Source organism: Actinocorallia libanotica, from assembly GCF_039525175.1.
In the GTDB taxonomy this organism is placed as follows: Bacteria; Actinomycetota; Actinomycetes; order Streptosporangiales; family Streptosporangiaceae; genus Actinocorallia; species Actinocorallia libanotica.
Window position 1 is genome coordinate 94444 of the sequence record NZ_BAAAHH010000015.1, and the last position, 17114, is coordinate 111557.

Genomic DNA, 17114 nt, shown 5'->3' on the forward strand with positions numbered 1-17114 from the left:
TCGACAGACGCCGGGGCCGGTGCTCAGCTCGCCTGAGCACCGGCCCCTTGGTCATGGACGCAGCGCCCCGATGGTCCTCTGCGGAGCCTCACCAGAGCGTCGAGCGGGCCAGACGAGCGGAGACCTCCCGGCGGTGGATCTTTCCCGTCGCGTTGAGCGGCAGCTCGCTGACCTGGTGCACGGCTTTGGGGCACTTGTGGGACGGCAGCGCGCCACGGCAGTGCGCGAGCAGTTCCTCAGGGCGCACATCGTGTCCGGGCAGGCACGTGTACGCAGCGGTGATGCGCTGGCCCCAGCGCTCATCGGGCAGTCCCACGACCGCGACGTGGGCTATGCCCGGCAGACCGCTGATCGCCTCCTCCACCTCACGGGGATAGACGTTGTAGCCGCCAGTGATGATCATGTCGTTGCGGCGGTCGGTGAGCCAGAGCCTGCCGCCTTCTCCGACGCGGCCGACGTCGCCCGTGCGCAACCGTCCGTCCAGGAAGGATTTCCCCAGGTCCTCGCGGCTTTCTGCGTTGTAGTAGCCCGTGGTGACGGGGTCTCCCGAGACCAGGATCTCTCCAGTCTCCCCGTCCGGGAGCGGGTGGCCGTCGTCGTCCACCACCTGCAGATCGACGGCCAGGCAGATTCTGCCCGCGCTGGTCAGCAACTGCGGCTGATCGGCCAAGCCCCGGGCGTGGTCGGCGGCGTCCAGGACGGTCAGCGGCGGCATCGCCTCGACCAGGCCGTAGTACTGGACGAGATGGGGCGTGAGCCGCTCGCCGGCCCGGCGGATGTGCTCGGCGGGCATGGGCGAGCCCGCGTAGGCGAGCATCCGCAACGACGCGGGCGGAGCGGTCGCGGCCTGCGCGAGCCGGTCGACCATGGTGGGCACGAGGGCGGTGTGGGTGACCTGGTGCCTGTCGATGGCTTCAAGGACCTGCGGGGCGTCGGCATGGTCGAGCATGACCTGGGGGGCGCCTGCCATGAGGAACGGCAGGACGAACAGTCCGCTGGTGTGGATGGCCGGACCCGCGTGCAGGTAGACGGCGTCAGCGGCGGGCGGCCCGCCCAGGACCTCGTGGGTCATGGCCATGGCCGAGGCGATGCGGTTGCGGTGGGTGCGCCGGGCGCCCTTCGGCCGGCCCGTCGTGCCGGAGGAGTAGGCCAGGCCGGCGAGGTCGTCGATGCGGACGGCCGGCGTCTGCGAGGGCGCGGCGTTGAGCACGAGTTCGGCCCATCGCCGTCCAGGACCGTCGCCGAGGACGACGGTCCGCTCATGGCCGAGACCGCTGCGCAGCGCCTCGGTCTCTGCGTGGAAGCGCGCGTCGTAGATCAACGCGCCGGCGCCGCAGTCGTCGGCGATCCGCTCCCATTCAGGGGGCCCCAGCCGGGGGTTGAGAGGGACCCTGACGAGCCCCGCCATCGCCAGTGCGAGATCGGATTCCACCAGGGCACAGCCGTTGGGGAGTAGTTCGAGGACGCGCTCTCCGGGGCGCAGGCCCAACGCCAGCAGGCCGTGGGCAAGCCGGTCGGCGCGGTCGGTGAGTTCGCTGAAAGTGCGGGTCCCGTCAGCGGCGATCACTGCGGGCCGGTCGCCGAAGCGGGCCGCGGCACGGCGGGCGAGCAGGCCGATGGTCACGGGGTCCTCCGAACGTCGTCGAGAATGACTTTAGTACTATAGAAGAAGTCAGCTTGAGAGGAACCCATGGCCGAAGTACTGCTCCTGGATGCCCAGCGCACCCCGTTCGGCAAGAACCGCGGCGGACTGTCACAGGTCAGGGTCGATGACCTGGCCGCCCACCCGCTGCGGGAGCTCGTCGCGCGCCGGCCGCTGCTCGATCCCGCGCGCATCGCCGACGTGGTCTACGGCGACACCAACGGGGCCGGGGAGGACAACCGCAATGTGGCGCGGATGGCCGCGCTGCTGGCCGGATTGCCCACCTCCGTTCCCGGGGTGACGGTGAACCGGCTCTGCGGATCGGGGGCCGAGGCGATCGTCCAGGCCGGCCGCGCGCTGGCCGTCGGGGATGCGGAACTCATCGTGGCGGGCGGGGTCGAGGGTATGAGCCGTGCCCCTCACGTCGTTGCGCCCATCGACACGGCCTTGCCCCGCAGGATCGAACTCGTTCCCACCGCTGTCGGGTGGCGCATGCCCAACCCCGTGTTCCCGCCGGAGTGGACCGCTTCGCTGGGCGGGTCGGTCGACGCGATCGCGGCGGAACGCGGCATCGACCGGGTGCGGCAGGAGGCGTGGGCGGTCCGCTCCCACGAGCGCGCCGATGAGGCATGGGGCAGGGGCCTGCACGATGACGTGGTCTGCCCGCTGGCGGGGGTGCTGAGAGATGAGTCGATCCGACCGGGAACCACCGCCGAGGCCCTCGCCTCGCTCGAACCCGCCTTCACCTCAGGCGGGACGGTGACCGCGGGCACGTCCTCACCCATCAACGATGGGGCGATCGCCGTGCTGATGGGCACGCCCGGTGCCGCGCGGCAGTTGGCCGCCCGGCCCCTGTGCCGGGTATTGTCCAGCGCTGTCGCGGCCGTGGATCCGCACCGCTTCGCCCTGGCCCCGGTTCCGGCCGTGCGTGCGGCGCTGCGCAAGGCGAACCGCGACCTGTCCGATGTCGCGGTCTTCGAGATCAACGAGGCGTTCTCGGCCATGGTCCTGGCGTGCGTGGATGAGCTGGAAGTGCCCGAAGAAAAGGTGAACCCCAACGGCGGCGCCTTGGCCCTGGGCCATCCGCTGGGCGCCTCAGCCGCGCGGATCGTGGTCGACTGCGCCCGGGAACTGCAGCGCCGGGGCGGCGGGATCGGCGTCGCCGCCGCCTGCATCGGCGTGGGTCTGGGCATCGCGCTGGTCGTGGAGGTCTGAGCCGTGAGCGACATCTCCCCGCGCCCCACCCCTGAGGACCCGACCCCTGGGAATCTGACGCGGATGACCGAGGGCCGCTTCCCCGGCCTGCTGGGATTCAAGGTCGTCGAGGCCGACGCGCTTCGCGTGGTCGCCGAGTTCGAGGTGCGGCCGGAGCTGCTGGCCCCCAACGGCCACCTGCACGCCGCGGCCGTCGTGGCGCTCGCCGACACCGCGTGCGGCATCGGCTGCCGCCTGTCCCTGCCCGAAGGGTCGGTCGGCTTCGCCACCGCGCAGGTGAGCACCGACTTCGTGGGCACCGCCCGGCAGGGCACGGTGCGGACCGTCGCCGAGCTCGCCCACGGCGGGCGGCGCATGCAGGTCTGGACCGCCGACGTCCTGGACGCCGATGGCCGCCGGATCGCGATGTTCCGGTGCACCCAGCTCATCACCTGTCCGCGCTAGAGCCTGTACGGAGTTCGGATCTCTAGGCCGGCCGGAGGCTTCGGACCCATAAGACGGCCCCGCGTACACTCCGCTACCTGGCGGCTGGGGACATGTTCGGGAGCGAAGGACCGACCAGGAAGGGTGGTCGACGGGCTACCGCCGCCTTCCTGCAGCGGGAACCCTGCCCGGAAGCGGTCACGGCCGAAGGGTGATTTCCCGTGCGTGATCATCTCTTATGGAGACACGGCGGCGCACCGCTACCTCCCGCCCCAGTTCGAGAGGACCCCCATGGACATCCCGGCCCGCGCCACTCTGATCAACAAGAAGTCCGGCCTCGCCCTCGACGTCATCTACAACGCCATGAACGACGGCGCCTGGGTGATCCAGTGGACCCCCACCGGCAAGACCAACCAGATCTTCCGCGTCGAACCCGCCGACGGCGGATACAAGTTCATCGCCGAACACTCCGGCATGGCCCTGGACATCGAATTTGCCGACCAGAACTCCAACTTCGCGATGCAGTGGCCCATCAACGGTAGCCCCAGCCAGATCTGGTACCTCAAGGAGCATGAGGCCGGCGTCTACCGGCTCATCGCCAAGCACTCCGGCAAGGTGCTGGCGGTCGCCAACGCATCCACCACACCGGGCGAGCGCGTGGTCCAGTCCGACTCCGGCCATGAGGAGAACGAACTCTGGCTACTCAAGGCCGTTCCCTAGCCAGGTCCTGTTCGAAGTTCGGATTCTCAGCCGGCCTGCATCTCTGCGGAGCCAGAGAAGGGCTCCGCAGAGATGCAGGCCGGCCAGGTAACTCTCGGGCTCTTGTCGTAGCGGGTGGCCGGCCCACGCCATTGCTTGATCTTGTTGATGCAGCGCTCGACGGTGTTGCGTTCTCGGTAAAGCTCTTGGACGTGGGAGACGGGCCGCCCGCCGCGGCTGCCCTTGTTCTTGCGGTTGGCCGCCTGGTCGGCCTTCTCGGGGATGACGGCTCTGATCCCGCGCCCTCGCAGGTGGGAGCGGTCGGCGCGGGAAGAATAGGCCTCATCGGCGGCGACCGCGGCAGGCCGGGTGCGGGGACGACCGACGGGTCCGCGGACCTTGATGAATGAGAGCACGGCGCGGAACTGAGGGCCGTCCCCACTCTGGCCGGGAGCGAGCACGAAGGACAACGGGCGGCAGCGCAAGTCGGCGGCCAGCCCGATCATCTGCTCCAGCAGGTGTTCCATCACGCCCTGCACCGCCCAGACGCGGAAGCGGTCATAGACCGTCGACCAGGATCCGTAGTGCTCGGGGACGCCCCGCCACGGACTGCCGGTGCGAAACCGCCAGATCACCGCGTTGAACCACCTGCGAAGGTCCGGGATCGGACCCCGCTCGCCCAGCGGCAGATACGGCTCGATCAACGCCCATTCCTCGTCCGTCACATCACCACGCGCCATGCCCACCGGACTACCAGCAGCACACACACCGCGCAGCGAAACCCGATGATCCCAACTACGAACAGGGCCTAGAAGCGGCGAAGGGCGCCGGGACCCCGTCGGGGTTCCGGCGCCCTCGCGCGCCCGGCCGACTCAGACGCCTTTCAGCCTGCCGATCCTCAGGTCGTCGCGAAGGACGCGCTTGAGTGTTTTGCCGACCGGGTTGCGCGGGAGCGCGTCGACGACCACGGTCTTCTCCGGCAGCTTGTAGGAGGCGATCTGCTGGGAGCGCAGATACTCGATGATCTCCTCGTGGGTGACGGTGGACCCGGCGAGGGGGACGATGACGGCGCAGGTCTTCTCCCCGAGCACGTCGTCCGGATAGCCGATGACCGCCACCTCGGCGACGGACGGGTGCCTGATGATCAGGTTCTCCAGCTCCACCGGGGCGATGTTCATGCCCCCGCGGATGATCAGGTCCTTGGCGCGGTCGACGTACAGCAGGAACTCTCCGCGGTCTCCGGCGATCTCGAACACGTCACCGGTGCACAGATCCCCGCGCTCGTCGAACGGCACCGTGCCGGTGGAGCCCTCCAGGTAGCCGGAGAAGATCGTCGGGCCGCCGACCCGCAGTTCGCCGGGACGCCCCGGCTCGGTGATCTCCTCACCGGTGTCGAGGTCGACCAGCCGCAAGGAGACCGCTTCCATCGCACGACAGGACCACTGCACCCCGGGGGCGCCGTAGCGGGGGAAGTAGCGCGCCCGCTGCCCGGGATCGGGAACGTCGGAGGGAGAGCTGAGCAGGCAGATGCCCTCGTTGGAGCCGAAGAAGTTGATGACGGAGATCCCGTACCCCTCCTGCCAGCCCTCGACCATCGGCGGCGAAAGCGGCGCCGAGCCCGAGGCGATCGCTCTCAGCGACGACACGTCGGCCTGCTCCAGGAACGCGCTGTTCTGCAGGAGCATGGTCAGCACGGCCGGAGGCGCGAGGGTATAGGTGACCCGTTCTTCGGCGACCTGCCGCAGGAACACCGGCAAGGTGAACGGGTGGTGCAGCACCAGGCGCGCGCCTGAGCGCAGCCAGGGCAGCATCATGCCGCCGATCGAGGCCATGTTCACCATGGGGAAAGGGTTGAGAACGACGTCCTCGGAGGTGAGGGCGGGCGCCTCCTGGGCGACGCGGGCGATGGCCATCCATTCGTAGTGGGCGCGCGGAACGGCCTTGGGGAGGCTCTCGGTGCCCGACGTCCAGCACACGGTGATGCAGTTCGACGGATCGTCGATCGTCCGGTCGGACAGGTGCTCTCCCACCGTGCGGCGCTCGTTCTCGTTCGCCGGGCCGACCTCCAGCGGCCGCACGCCCTCGGGCAGATCCGCGCCGAACCCCAGCACCCTCTCCGCCGCCCGGGTTCCCTCCAGCGCGGGGATCGCCTCGCCGAGGCTGACGCGGCCTCCGATGCGGGCGGTCCCGATGAAGGCGTCGAAGCCGGCGATCTTTGCCGCCGTACCGATCTCGTAGCCGCGGAACTGCGCGGCCAGCGGCGAGACGATCGCCCCGATGCGGATCACCGCGAAGAACGACGCGACGAGCTCGACCACGTTGGGCAGCTGCACCCCCACCACATCCCCGGCCCGGACGCCCGCCGCGAGCAGGGAGGCCGCGATCCGGTCGACGACCGCGTCGAGTTCCGACCAGGTCAGCTCGACCGGCTCGCCACCGCACAGGTCGGCCTTGTTCGGGGCGTCCGAGACCGCGACCGCGCCCGCGCGGCCTTCGACCTGCGCGCGCAGCAGGCCGTCCACGGTTTCGTCGGTCCACCAGCCCAGCTCGCGGTAGCGGGCGACCTTGTCCTCGGGGTGGAGCCTTCGGGGTCGTCCAGAGCTCAAGACAGTCATTGGTCCCTCCATGTCGTGACCCCGGACACTATGATAGAAAAAGTCAGCAGGTCAATCATCCTTGTTTCACGCCTTGGAGAAACCATGACGACCGAAGTTCTGTTCGAAAAGCACCGAGGGCTTCTCGAACGGGCGATCGTGGTGTGCGGCTCCCGCGAGAGCTGGACGGCCTTCCCCGACGCTCCGGCCGACCACCCCGGCGGCGAACACGCCCGCGCCGAAGGCGAAGCCGAGTTCCGCTCGCAACTCGGCCGCGTCTTCGACCTCGAAGGGCCCGGCGCCCTGGCGGTGCAGACCGATGAGGTCTCCCCTTACACGCTGGAGCCGCTCGGAGTCTCCTATCGGCGTGCGGGGGCGGACGAGCTGTTCGCGGCGGCCCAGGGCGCCTGGCCGCGCTGGCGCGATGCCGACCCGGCCGCCCGGACCGGCATCTGCCTGGAGATCTGCGAGCGGCTCTTCCGCAAGAACTTCACACTCGCCCACGCGGCGATGCACACCGCCGGGCAGAGTTTCGGCATGAGCTACGCCGGCAGCGGCACCAACGCGCTCGACCGGGGCATCGAGGCGATCGCCCAGGCCTACTCCGCGATGGACCGGGTGGCACCGCAGGCGGAGTGGACCAGAAGGTTCGGCACGACCGAAGTGAAGCTGGCCAAGCGCTACCGGCTCGCGCCCCGCGGCATCGCGGTCGTCGTCGCGTGCGCGAGCTTCCCGGCGTGGAACGTCTACCCCGCGCTGTTCGCCAGCCTCGTGACCGGCAACCCCGTCATCGTCAAGCCGCATCCCACCTCGGTCCTGCAGATGGCGCTCGCGGTCCGCATCTGCCGCGAGGTCCTCACCGAAGCGGGCTTCTCCCCCGACCTGGTGGGCCTGGCCGTCGACACGGTCGCCGAGCCGATCACCAAGCAGCTCGTCCGGCACCCGCTGACCAGGATCGTGGACTTCACCGGGTCGGCCGCCTTCGGATCGTGGGTCGAGGCCAACGCCTTCCCCGCCATCGCCTACACCGAGACCTCGGGCACGAACTCCGTGCTCGTCCACTCCGCCGACGACCTGCAGCCGGTGCTGCGCGCGCTCGCAGGCTCGCTGTGCCTGTTCTCAGCGCAGATGTGCACCAGCCCGCAGAACATCTACGTACCGCGCGGCGGCATTTCCACCGCGGACGGCACCATCGGTGCCGACGAGTTCGCCGACGCGCTCGCCTCGGCGATCCAGGCGATCTCGACCGTGCCCAAGCGCGCGGCGGCCGTCATGGGAACCGTGCAGTCGGCCGACACGCTGCGGCTGCAGGAGGAACTGGTCGAGCTGATGGACGGCCGCGGCCGCGTCGTCCTGAAGCCGGCGCCGTACGAGCACCCGGCCTTCCCCGGGGCGCGGACCGGCGGACCGCTGCTGGTGCAGGTGGACGTGGGCGACCATGACCTGTACGGGCAGGAGCGCTTCGGCCCGATCGCCTTCGTCATCGAATGCGACGACGCCGAGCAGGCGCTTGAGCAGGCTTCACGTGACGCCCGGGAGCACGGCGCGATCACCGCGTTCGCCTACTCCAGCGACGACTCCTACCTCGACCGGGTGGAAGAGGCTTACGCGGTCGCGGGGGCGGCGGTGTCGAGCAACATCACCGGTCCGATGCCGCTCAACTTCTCCGCCGCTTACAGCGACTACCACGTGACCGGGCTGAACCCGGCGGGCAACGCCTCGCTGACCGACGACTCCTTCATCGCCGGCCGGTTCCGCGTGACCCAGTCGCGGCGGCTTGCGTGACCTCGGGCACGGGCAGCCGCTGGGAGCGGCCTTCGGCGTCCGTGGCCATGAAGGCCACGAAGGTCCGCTCGAACGGTTTCCCGCACGACAGGCAGCTCAGGTAGGGGATGAAGGGACGACCGCACGTCCGGTGCTCGATCCTCAGGTCGGTACCGGGCGGACCGTCATACCAGCGCTGCGCCCAGTCGACGAGGAAGGCGAACACCTCGAAGAAGGCCAGGCCCTTGTCGGTGAGGTGATAGCGCGCCCGCCCGCCTTCCCTGTGGTCGGGGCTGAGCACGTCCAGCTCCACGAAGCGGCGCAGCCGGTTGGACAGGACCGAGGGGGCCATGCCGAGTTCGGACTGGAAGTCGACGAAGCGCTGGACCCCGAGCATCGCGGCGGCCAGCATGACGGTGCCCCAGCGGTCTCCGAGCAGCTCCAGCGTCTCGGGGAAGTAGGACAGGGGGTCGTCCTCGGCGTTCACGCGCACGGTCTTGCGGTGCAGGCGCGGCACCGCCACCTGGGCGAACGTCGCGGTGCCGCTCTCAGTGGCGGTGTCGCGGGCGGTCACGGGAGCGCGCCCGCACGAGGCGCAGCCGACCTCCACATCGGTGCGTCGGCCGCAGGCCTCGTGAACCAGCTCGGGCAGTCCCGAGCGGCGCGGGACCCAGGCGCGCTCCCACGACCACACCGCCACCAGCATGGGCCACAGCTCACGCGCCTTGTCGCTGAGGAGGTACTCGGTGCGGGTGCGCCCCTCGTCCCGGTAGGCCGAAGGGGTCAGCAGCCCGCCGGCGACCAGCTCCTTGAGCCGGTTGGCCAGCACCGACTCCGACATGCCGAGCTCGTCGCGCCAGTCGGCGAACCGCCGGATCCTCAACAGGAAGGCCCGCTGCAAGATCAAAAGGGTCCATTGGTCGCCGATCGCCAGCAGCGCCTGCCCGATGGCGCTGGGCTGCGCCCCGGGGGCCTCCCGACCCGTCATGGGCTCACCTCTCATCTTTTCTCCGACCCCTTCCGCAATCGTACTTCGCAAGCTAGCTTCTCTTATAGTAGTAATCGGTTCCTTCGTCGATCTTGACACAGGGAGAGCAGATGACAACCGACAGGCCCATCGCGGTCGCCCGGGCGGCCGACGGCCAGGACGAGCCGAACCCCTACCTCATGGGCGTCTTCGAAGCCGTCCACGATGAGCTGACCCTTGAGGACATGGAGGTGGTCGGCGAGATCCCCGCGGACCTCAACGGGGTCTTCCTGCGCAACGGACCCAACCGCCGGTTCGCTGCCGGTGGCCGCTACCACATGTTCGACGGCGACGGCATGATCCACGCGATGCACTTCGAGAACGGCAAGGCCCGCTACCGCAACCGGTTCGTGCGCACCGCGGCCTTCCACGAGGAGTCCGAGGCCGGCAAGGCCCTATGGACCGGCGTCATGGAGAACCCGAAGGACAACCCTTTCGGCAACACCCACGGGCTGGGCATCAAGGACTCGGCCAACACCGACGTCATCTTCCACCGCGGGAAAGTCCTTGCCACCTGGTACCTGTGCGGCAGTCCCTACGCCATCGACCCGCTCTCACTGGAAACGCTCGGTGCCGAGACGTTCCTGGGCACCCTCGACGGCGACATGATGGCCCACAACAAGGTCGACGAGGCCACCGGCGAACTGCTGTGGTTCGACTACGGACCCGACGGGCCGCCCTACATGCGCTATGGCGTCGTCGGCGCCGAGGGAACCGTCACGCACGCCACCGGCATCGACCTGCCTGGACCGCGGCTGCCCCACGACATGGCGATCACCCCGAACTACTCCATCCTGATGGACCTGCCGCTGATCCAGGACCAGGAGGCCCGCGCCGCGGGCAAGTACCGCATCTTCTTCGAACGGTCGCTCCCCGCCCGGTTCGGCGTCATCCCCAGGCACGGCACCGGTGACGCCATCCGCTGGTTCGACGCCGACCCGTGCTACATCTACCACGTCGTCAACTCCTGGGAGGAGGGCGAGGAGATCGTCCTGGACGTGTGCAGGGTCAAGAACCCCCAGCACCAGGCGACCTACACCTCCAAGCTCGCCCAGATGCTCGCCTACCTGAGGCTCAACGCCCACCTGTACCGGTACCGGTTCAACCTGCGCACCGGCCAGACCACCGAGGGTCCCTTGGACGACGACAACATCGAGTTCCCCAGCGTCGACGGCCGCATCATGGGACAGCCGCACCGCTACTCCTACAACATGCACCTGGCCGCCGAACAGACGCTGCTGTTCGACGGCCTCGTCAGGTTCGACTCCCGGACCGGGCAGAAGCAGGAGCACATCTTCGGCCCCGGGCGTTACGGCTCGGAGTCCCCGTTCGCGCCCCGCGACGGCTCCACCGGCGAGACCGACGGCTACCTGGTCAGCTTCGTCAACGACGAGCGCGAGAACCGCGCCGAGTGCGCCATCTTCGACGCCTCCGACGTCTCCGCCGGCCCGATCGGCCGCGTTCTGCTCCCCCGCCGGATCCCGTCGGGCTTCCACGCCACCTGGGTGCGGGCCGAGCAACTGCGGGAGGGCGGCCGATGAGCGACGTGTACCTGCTGGACGCGCTGCGCACACCGCGCGGCAGAGCCCGCCCGAACGGCGGGCTGGCCCAGGTCTCGCCGCTGCACCTCATCACCCAGCTGCTGGACGGCTTGAAGGACAGGTCCGCGGACCTGCCCCAGAGCGTTGAGGACCTCATCGTCGGCTCCGCCGGCCAGGTCGGCGAGCAGGGCGGCGACCTCGCCCGCACCGCGGCCCTCCTCGCCGGCTGGAACACCTCCGGCATGACGCTCAACCGGTTCTGCGCCTCAGGTGTCGACGCGATCGCCACCGCTGCGGCCCGGATCTCCTTCGGCACGGCGAATCTGCAGGTCGCCGGAGGCGTGGAGTCCGTCTCACGGGTCCCGATGTACTCCGACGAGGCACCGATCTGGCGCGACCCCGAGGTCGTGGAGCGGACCGGCGCCGTCCAGATGGGCGTCGCCGCCGACCTCATCGCCACCCTCGAAGGCTTCGAGCGCGAGGAACTCGACGCCTACGCCCTGCGCAGCCAGCAGCGTGCCGCGCAGGCGTGGGAACAGGGACGGTTTGCCGCCTCCGTCCTGCCGGTCCGCCTCGACGGCGACGTCGTCCTCGCCCACGATGAGGCGATACGGCCGCAGACGACGGCGGAATCCCTGGCCGCCATGGCGCCCGCGTTCGCCTCCTTCGGCGAGCGCGGCCAGGACGATCTGGTACGCCGCCACCATCCGGAGGTCGGCGAGATCCGGCACCTGCACACCGTCGGCAACTCACCCGCCATCGTGGACGGGGCCGGGCTGGTCGTCCTCGGTGACGAGCTCGCCGCCCAGCGGACCGGATTCAGACCCCGCGCACGGATCCTCACGGCGGCCACCGCCTCGGTGGACCCCGTCATCATGCTGACAGCAGGCCAGGCCGCGGTCGAGAAGGCGCTGCGCACCGCGGGCCTGTGCCCCGGCGACATCGACGTGTACGAGATCGCCGAGGCGTTCGCCGCGACCTGCGTGAAGTTCCAGCGGGACCTGGACCTGGCCGACGGTCAGATCAACCCCAACGGCGGGACCATCGCCATGGGCCACGCGTTCGGAGGCACCGGCGCGATCCTGCTCGCCTCCTGCTTGGACGAGCTGGAAAGAACCCGAGCGCGTTACGGAGCCGTCGCGGTCAGTGGCGCGGCGGGCACCGGCAGCGCCCTCATCATCGAGCGCATGCCCTGACCCGGCAAGCGCCCGCTGGACCGCACCTTGCGGTGTCCGCCTCACAGGGGGACGCGGCAAGGGCGCTCCGCCGTGTCATCGACAGCCCCGAACGAGGTCGGAGTCGTCCGCTCGGGGGTTCGGAGGGCTTGCCGAGGGCGAGCGGGCCGTCGGCCGGCCGGGCGGCATCGAAGATCAGGCACTCGGAGCGATCTTCGTTCATGTCGGTGGTCAGCGTAACAAGGTAGCCGTCGTCCTCGGCGGTGCCTCCCACGCGCGGCGCCATGGCGGGCTCGCTGCCGTAGACGCCTTCGGGCAGGGTGAACCGCTCTTCGCCTCCGGTGAGCAGGTCGTGCTTGACCAGGCCGTTGAACAGGAACCAGCCGTCCACGCCGCTGGCGGCGTAGGTGTAGCGGTGGCGGCGGCCGCCGTAGGTGTTGTTCAGGACGCCGAACTCGGTGATGGAGTCCGACAGGCGTTCTTCGCGGCATTGGCCGGTGCGCAGGTCCAGCCGCCAGCGGTGCAGGCGGGTCTGCATCCGGTCGAGCGCGAGGAAGCGGAACATGCGCTGGTAGAAGGTGCCGTCGCCGGTGTCGCGGGGCTCGGGGTCGCCCTGGAAGAACCCGTCCAGGACGATCTCGTCGCCTTCTTCGTAGGCGTTACTGGTAGAAGCTGGTGAGGGCGACTCCGGCGTGGACGACGACGTCGGTGCTGGAGGCGTCTTTCATCCGGCCGCGTGCGCCCCATCCGTCCTGGCGGGGGGATTTCTCGGGCCGGTCGGCGATCCCCGCCCACAGGGGGCCGTTCGCCTCGCGTTCGGCGATGAGGCCGTCGGTCTGGACGAAACGGTTGCGGTAGAAGGCCTTGCCGTCGCGGAAGCCCACGGCGTGGATCATGCCGTCGCCGTCGAACGGGTGGTAGCGCTCCAGCGCCGGGTGGACGGGGTTCTCGGTGTTGCGCAGGTAGAGGCCGTCGAGGTCAGCGGGAATCTCGCCGTGCACGACGGTGAGGTCGTCGGCCTTCCACTCCGTCGTCTGGGGCCGCCACGGACCTGTGCGGTAGGGGTGGTCGTCGTCGTCCGGCAAGGTCGACAGGACCCTGCCGAGGATCTCCACGTCCATGGGAGCCTCCTTAGTCGATGTCGATGATGAGGTTGCTGCGCTGGTGCTGCTCATATGCGGAGGATCCGCGCCGGGCGCCTGGCCGCGTGTGCGGCCGCCTTCTCGCCGGAGGCCGTGAAGTCCACTGAACGTCCATGCGCCCGATGGCGGCGAGCGGCCGCCGCCCGAGCGGCAAGCCGGCCGTCCCGGCCTGCTGCTCGGCGCATTCCCATTTACTACAATAAACAGAGCTACTGGCCGAAGGAGGTCCGGCGCGTTCTGTCGGCGGCCGAGCAGCCGGATCGTGGCGCGCCAGGCGGTTCCGGGGCGGGTTCCCTCAGGCCGTGGGCATGGCGCCGACGACGAAGCTCACCGTGGTCGCGGTGCTTCCTCCGAAGTTCAGCGTCGCGAAGGTCTGAGCGCCTTCGACCTGGTAGTCGCCAGCGGTGCCGTTGACCTGCTTGCTCGCGTCGAGCACCATGCGCACGCCGCTCGCACCGACAGGGTGGCCGCCGCCGATCAGGCCGCCGCTCGGGTTGATGGGGAGCCTTCCGCCGATCTGGATGTCCCCGTTCTCGACGGCCTTCCAGGATTCGCCGGGACCGGTCAGGCCGATGTGGTCGATGGCGAGGTATTCGCTTGGCGTGAAGCAGTCGTGGGTTTCCAGCCCGTCGAGCGCGTCGAGGGTGACGCCCGCCCGACCGAAGGCGTCCTCGACGGTCTGCCGCAGATGCGGCATCACATAGGGGTTGTCGGCGTCGCGGACGAGTTTGCCGGCGAGCCCGATCCCGACGGTCCGGTGGCCCCAGCCGAGCAGTCGCGCCATCGGCTTCTCCTGCGGGTGCTCGCGCAGGTAGTCGTCTGTCACCAGGACCAGGCCGGCTCCACCATCGGTGATCTGGCTGCAGTCGTAACGACGGATCCTGCCCTCCACCACGGGATTGACAGCGTCGTTCGATCCGGCGGCCAGCAGATCGGGAACGTCCCACAGGCGGGTCTGCGCGTTCGGGTTGAGCTTCGCGTTCGCGAAGTTGACCTGCGCGATCGCATGCAGGTGGCTGTCGTCGAGACCGAAGCGGCGGTCGTACTCCTGGGCGACCTCGGCGAACATGTACGGCCACATGAACTTCGCGTCCTGGCCCTCATGGCCCACCCACGCCGCGGCACCGAGGTTCGCGGCGGCCTGGTCACCGCTGACGGTCTTCTCCAGTTCGACGCCGACGACCAGCGCGCAGTCGTAGTGGCCGGCCCGAAGATCGGCGACCGCGCCGAGGATCGCGATGCTGCCGGACGCGCAGGCCGCCTCATGCCGGGAGGCGGGCAGTCCCCAGAGTTCGGCTCGCACCGTGGCGGGCATCGCGCCCAGATGCGCCTGCCCCGCGAACAGGTCGCCGAAGGCGTTGCCGACGTGCACGACGTCGATCTCCGAAGGGTCGATCGCCGCCGCGGCCAGGGTGTGGTCGACGACCTCGGACGTCAGATCCGCGTAGTCCTTGCCCTCTCGGTCGAGGTTCCGTGCGAAGTCGGATTGATACCCGCCGAGCACCCAGATGTTGCGCTCGTTCATGGTGACCCCTCTCCCGGCCAGGGGCTTGCGAAAGCGGCCTGCCGAGACTAGAACTGTTTCTCGTCACTACAGATAACAGAGTATCTCACGCCTGTTCAACGGAGGAAAGATGCGGCGATCCGTCAAGAGCTTCATGAGAACCAAGAAGGACTGACGATGGAAGGCACGCCCGTACCGGTGGAACGACGGCAGAGGGATCTGGCCGACCTGTTCGACCTCGAACAGGTCGAGAGCCACGAATGGCTGGGGCGGAACGACCTTCTGCAGCTGCCACAGCTCTTCGGCGGGCAACTGGTCGGCCAGTCCCTGATGGCGGCCGGTCTCAGCATCGGCCCGGACAAGCGGGTGCACTCCCTCCACACGGTGTTCCTGCGTGCGGGAACGAGCAGCGAGCCGGTGCGGTACAGGGTCGAGGATCTGCACACCGGCCGTTCCCGCTCCACGCGGCAGGTGAGCGCCTTGCAGGGAGACCGGCTTCTTTGCCGGTCACTGGTCTCGGCCGGCGACGACAAAGGCGGGATCTCCCATGCCCGCCCGGCTCCCGACTCCGGGACCGTCGAAGAGTCCTCGCCTCTGAGCGCGCTCGCGGAGGACGACGGCGGGCTGGGCGATTTCTGGTCCGGTTTCGAGGCGATCGAAATCCGGGTCGCACCGCCGGCCGAGGACGAGAGGGTCCAGCATCCCGCCGCCACGCACAACATCTGGATGCGCGCCGCCGAGCCGCTTCCAGACGATCAGCTCATCCACCGCGCGGCCGTGGCCTACGCCAGCGACCTCATGCTGATGGGCACGGCCGCCACAGCCCACGGTGTCCCCCTGGGGCACGAGCGGACCCTGATGGAGCAATGGTGGGGCCTGTCCCTGGACCACACCATCTGGTTCCAGGACGACGTCCGCGGAGACGACTGGATCGTCTTCGAGCACAACGCTCCGATGGCCCATGCGTCACGGGCCCTCATCCAGGCCGCGGCCTTCGACCGGGCAGGACGGGCGGTCTGCCAGATCACCCAGGAAGCGCTCCTCCGACGCCGGGAATGATCGCCCGTCGGTGGCACCTCTCTTCTGCCGCGTCCGGATACTCTCCGGACGCGGCAGAACCGTCTCGATCCGCCCGTCGTCTGCGCAACGCGAACAGCCTGCCGATGCGGAGCACCGGCACCAGCGCCTCAGGCCGGGCTTTCGACCACGACGGCGGTCGCGACGCCGAGCGCCCCGGGAATGACGAGCAACCCGTGACCACCGCCGTGGCGTCGCAGGAGCTCCAGTGCGTTGGCGAGCAGGATGCCGCCGCTCGCACCGAGGGGATGCCCGACCGAGACCGCCCCTCCGCGGATGTTCACGATCTCGTCGGACAGGCCGAGTTCCTTGATCAGGACGAGGGGAGAGACGGCGAACGACTCGTTGAACTCGGCGACCTTCACATCCTTGATCCCGAGGTTCGCCCGGTCGAGCGCCTTGCCGGCCGCGGCGACGGTTCCGTCCAGGCCGGGAGAACGCACTGCGGTATGCGCCCAGCTGACGATCCGCCCGATCGGTCGGCGGCCCAGGGTCGCCTCCGCCCGAGCAGAACCGATCACAGCGGCCGATGCCGCATCGCACAGCTGAGGCGCGGTGCCGACCGTGTGCAGCCCGACACTCGGTCGTTCGAAGCCGGGGAAGCGCTCCTCGACCCGGCTCCACAGGGGGTCGTCGCTGAAGAGCGGCTTGAGGGCGCCCAACGACTCCAGGGTGGTGCCGGCGCGGGCGCCCTCGTCGGCGGCGAGGACGATCTCCCCGTCGATGCGGATCGGGATGAGTGATTCCCATCGGGGAGCCGCGAGTGACAGTTCGTGGGAGCGGACGGCGAATGCGTCGAGTTCTGAGCGCGTGATGCCGTACTTGGCGGCAGTGAGGTCGGCGGAGACGCCGATGGTGACGAACCCTGTCGTGGCACCGAGTTCGGGATCGGTGGCGAAGGCCGGTCGATCCGAGAACATCGGCACACGCGACATCGACTCCATGCCTCCCGCCACGATCAGGTCGGCCTGCCCGGCACGGACCTGGGCGGCACCGGACGCCAGGGCGTCCAGGCCTGAGCAGCACATCCTGGAGACCACGCCGGCGCTGATCGTGTCCGGCCAGCCGGCCTGCATGACGGCGACCCGCGCGGGGTCCGACGCCTGTTCGCCGAACGTGGTGCTCACTCCGACCACGACGTCTTCGACCGCGGCCGCAGGCACCCCTCTGTCGGAGAACGCGCGGAGCAGTTGGGCGAACAGCTCGTAAGACGGAACCCCTGCGAGAGTTCCGCCCTCGCGCTTGACCCTTCCGCGGGGCGTGCGGATCGCGTCGTAGACGAATGCCTCGGCTGGAGAACCCATGCCAGTG

14 protein-coding genes and 1 pseudogene are annotated in these 17114 nt (G+C 69.4%); 7 read left to right on the forward strand and 8 right to left on the reverse strand.

From position 1 onward, the window contains the following. Positions 1-88: 88 nt before the first annotated feature. A complete protein-coding gene (locus ABD140_RS19280) occupies positions 89-1624 on the reverse strand; it encodes a class I adenylate-forming enzyme family protein (protein ID WP_344242266.1) in 1536 nt (511 codons plus the stop codon). A gap of 66 nt (positions 1625-1690) precedes the next feature. On the opposite strand from ABD140_RS19280, the gene ABD140_RS19285 reads away from it, so the two are divergent. The 3 genes from ABD140_RS19285 (at position 1691) to ABD140_RS19295 (ending at position 4000) form a co-directional block, all read left to right on the forward strand. Then, positions 1691-2857, forward strand: coding sequence for a thiolase family protein (locus ABD140_RS19285; RefSeq protein WP_344242267.1), 1167 nt, complete (start codon positions 1691-1693; stop codon positions 2855-2857). A gap of 3 nt (positions 2858-2860) precedes the next feature. Then, complete coding sequence (locus tag ABD140_RS19290; RefSeq protein WP_344242268.1) at positions 2861-3301, forward strand: PaaI family thioesterase; 441 nt, start codon at positions 2861-2863, stop codon at positions 3299-3301. 204 nt (positions 3302-3505) lie between these two features. Then, entirely contained in the window at positions 3506-4000 is a 495-nt protein-coding gene (locus tag ABD140_RS19295; RefSeq protein ID WP_344242269.1) for an RICIN domain-containing protein, read from the forward strand. On the opposite strand, the pseudogene ABD140_RS19300 reads toward ABD140_RS19295, so the two are convergent. Further along, positions 3980-4719, reverse strand: a pseudogene (locus tag ABD140_RS19300) (transposase). The gene ABD140_RS19295 and the pseudogene ABD140_RS19300 overlap by 21 nt on opposite strands. Positions 4720-4851: 132 nt before the next feature. Beyond that, the gene (locus ABD140_RS19305) at positions 4852-6585 is read right to left on the reverse strand and encodes a class I adenylate-forming enzyme family protein (protein WP_344242270.1); all 1734 of its coding nucleotides are present in this window, start codon (positions 6583-6585) and stop codon (positions 4852-4854) included. A 93-nt stretch (positions 6586-6678) separates the two neighbouring features. Here ABD140_RS19305 and paaN point away from each other — a divergent pair, with 93 nt between their 5' ends. After that, on the forward strand, positions 6679-8358 hold the full coding sequence (gene paaN, locus ABD140_RS19310) for a phenylacetic acid degradation protein PaaN (RefSeq protein WP_344242271.1): 1680 nt from the start codon (positions 6679-6681) through the stop codon (positions 8356-8358). Here the strand turns inward: paaN and ABD140_RS19315 are convergent. Then, positions 8312-9325, reverse strand: coding sequence for a winged helix-turn-helix transcriptional regulator (locus ABD140_RS19315; RefSeq protein ID WP_344242272.1), 1014 nt, complete (start codon positions 9323-9325; stop codon positions 8312-8314). The two genes, paaN and ABD140_RS19315, sit on opposite strands and share 47 nt — an antisense overlap. A gap of 110 nt (positions 9326-9435) precedes the next feature. Here ABD140_RS19315 and ABD140_RS19320 point away from each other — a divergent pair, with 110 nt between their 5' ends. Together ABD140_RS19320 and ABD140_RS19325 are read left to right on the forward strand one after the other, a co-directional pair. Continuing rightward, positions 9436-10905, forward strand: a complete 1470-nt coding sequence (locus ABD140_RS19320; protein ID WP_344242273.1) for a carotenoid oxygenase family protein — start codon at positions 9436-9438, stop codon at positions 10903-10905. Next, positions 10902-12101, forward strand: a complete 1200-nt coding sequence (locus ABD140_RS19325) for an acetyl-CoA C-acyltransferase (RefSeq protein ID WP_344242274.1) — start codon at positions 10902-10904, stop codon at positions 12099-12101. Before ABD140_RS19320 ends, ABD140_RS19325 begins: the two co-directional genes overlap by 4 nt. Here the strand turns inward: ABD140_RS19325 and ABD140_RS19330 are convergent. The 3 genes from ABD140_RS19330 to ABD140_RS19340 all read right to left on the reverse strand — a co-directional run bounded on the left by ABD140_RS19330 (position 12082) and on the right by ABD140_RS19340 (position 14747). Next, positions 12082-12717, reverse strand: coding sequence for a carotenoid oxygenase family protein (locus tag ABD140_RS19330; protein ID WP_344242327.1), 636 nt, complete (start codon positions 12715-12717; stop codon positions 12082-12084). The genes ABD140_RS19325 and ABD140_RS19330 overlap by 20 nt on opposite strands. 22 nt (positions 12718-12739) lie before the next feature. Then, complete coding sequence (locus tag ABD140_RS19335) at positions 12740-13201, reverse strand: carotenoid oxygenase family protein (protein ID WP_344242275.1); 462 nt, start codon at positions 13199-13201, stop codon at positions 12740-12742. A gap of 316 nt (positions 13202-13517) precedes the next feature. After that, on the reverse strand, positions 13518-14747 hold the full coding sequence (locus tag ABD140_RS19340) for an acetyl-CoA acetyltransferase (protein ID WP_344242276.1): 1230 nt from the start codon (positions 14745-14747) through the stop codon (positions 13518-13520). Between the two features lie 156 nt (positions 14748-14903). Between ABD140_RS19340 and ABD140_RS19345 the strand changes: the two genes are divergently transcribed. After that, the gene (locus tag ABD140_RS19345) at positions 14904-15785 is read left to right on the forward strand and encodes an acyl-CoA thioesterase (RefSeq protein WP_344242277.1); all 882 of its coding nucleotides are present in this window, start codon (positions 14904-14906) and stop codon (positions 15783-15785) included. A gap of 128 nt (positions 15786-15913) precedes the next feature. On the opposite strand, the gene ABD140_RS19350 is transcribed toward ABD140_RS19345, so the two are convergent. Beyond that, positions 15914-17107, reverse strand: coding sequence for a thiolase family protein (locus tag ABD140_RS19350; protein ID WP_344242278.1), 1194 nt, complete (start codon positions 17105-17107; stop codon positions 15914-15916). Positions 17108-17114 lie beyond the last annotated feature (7 nt).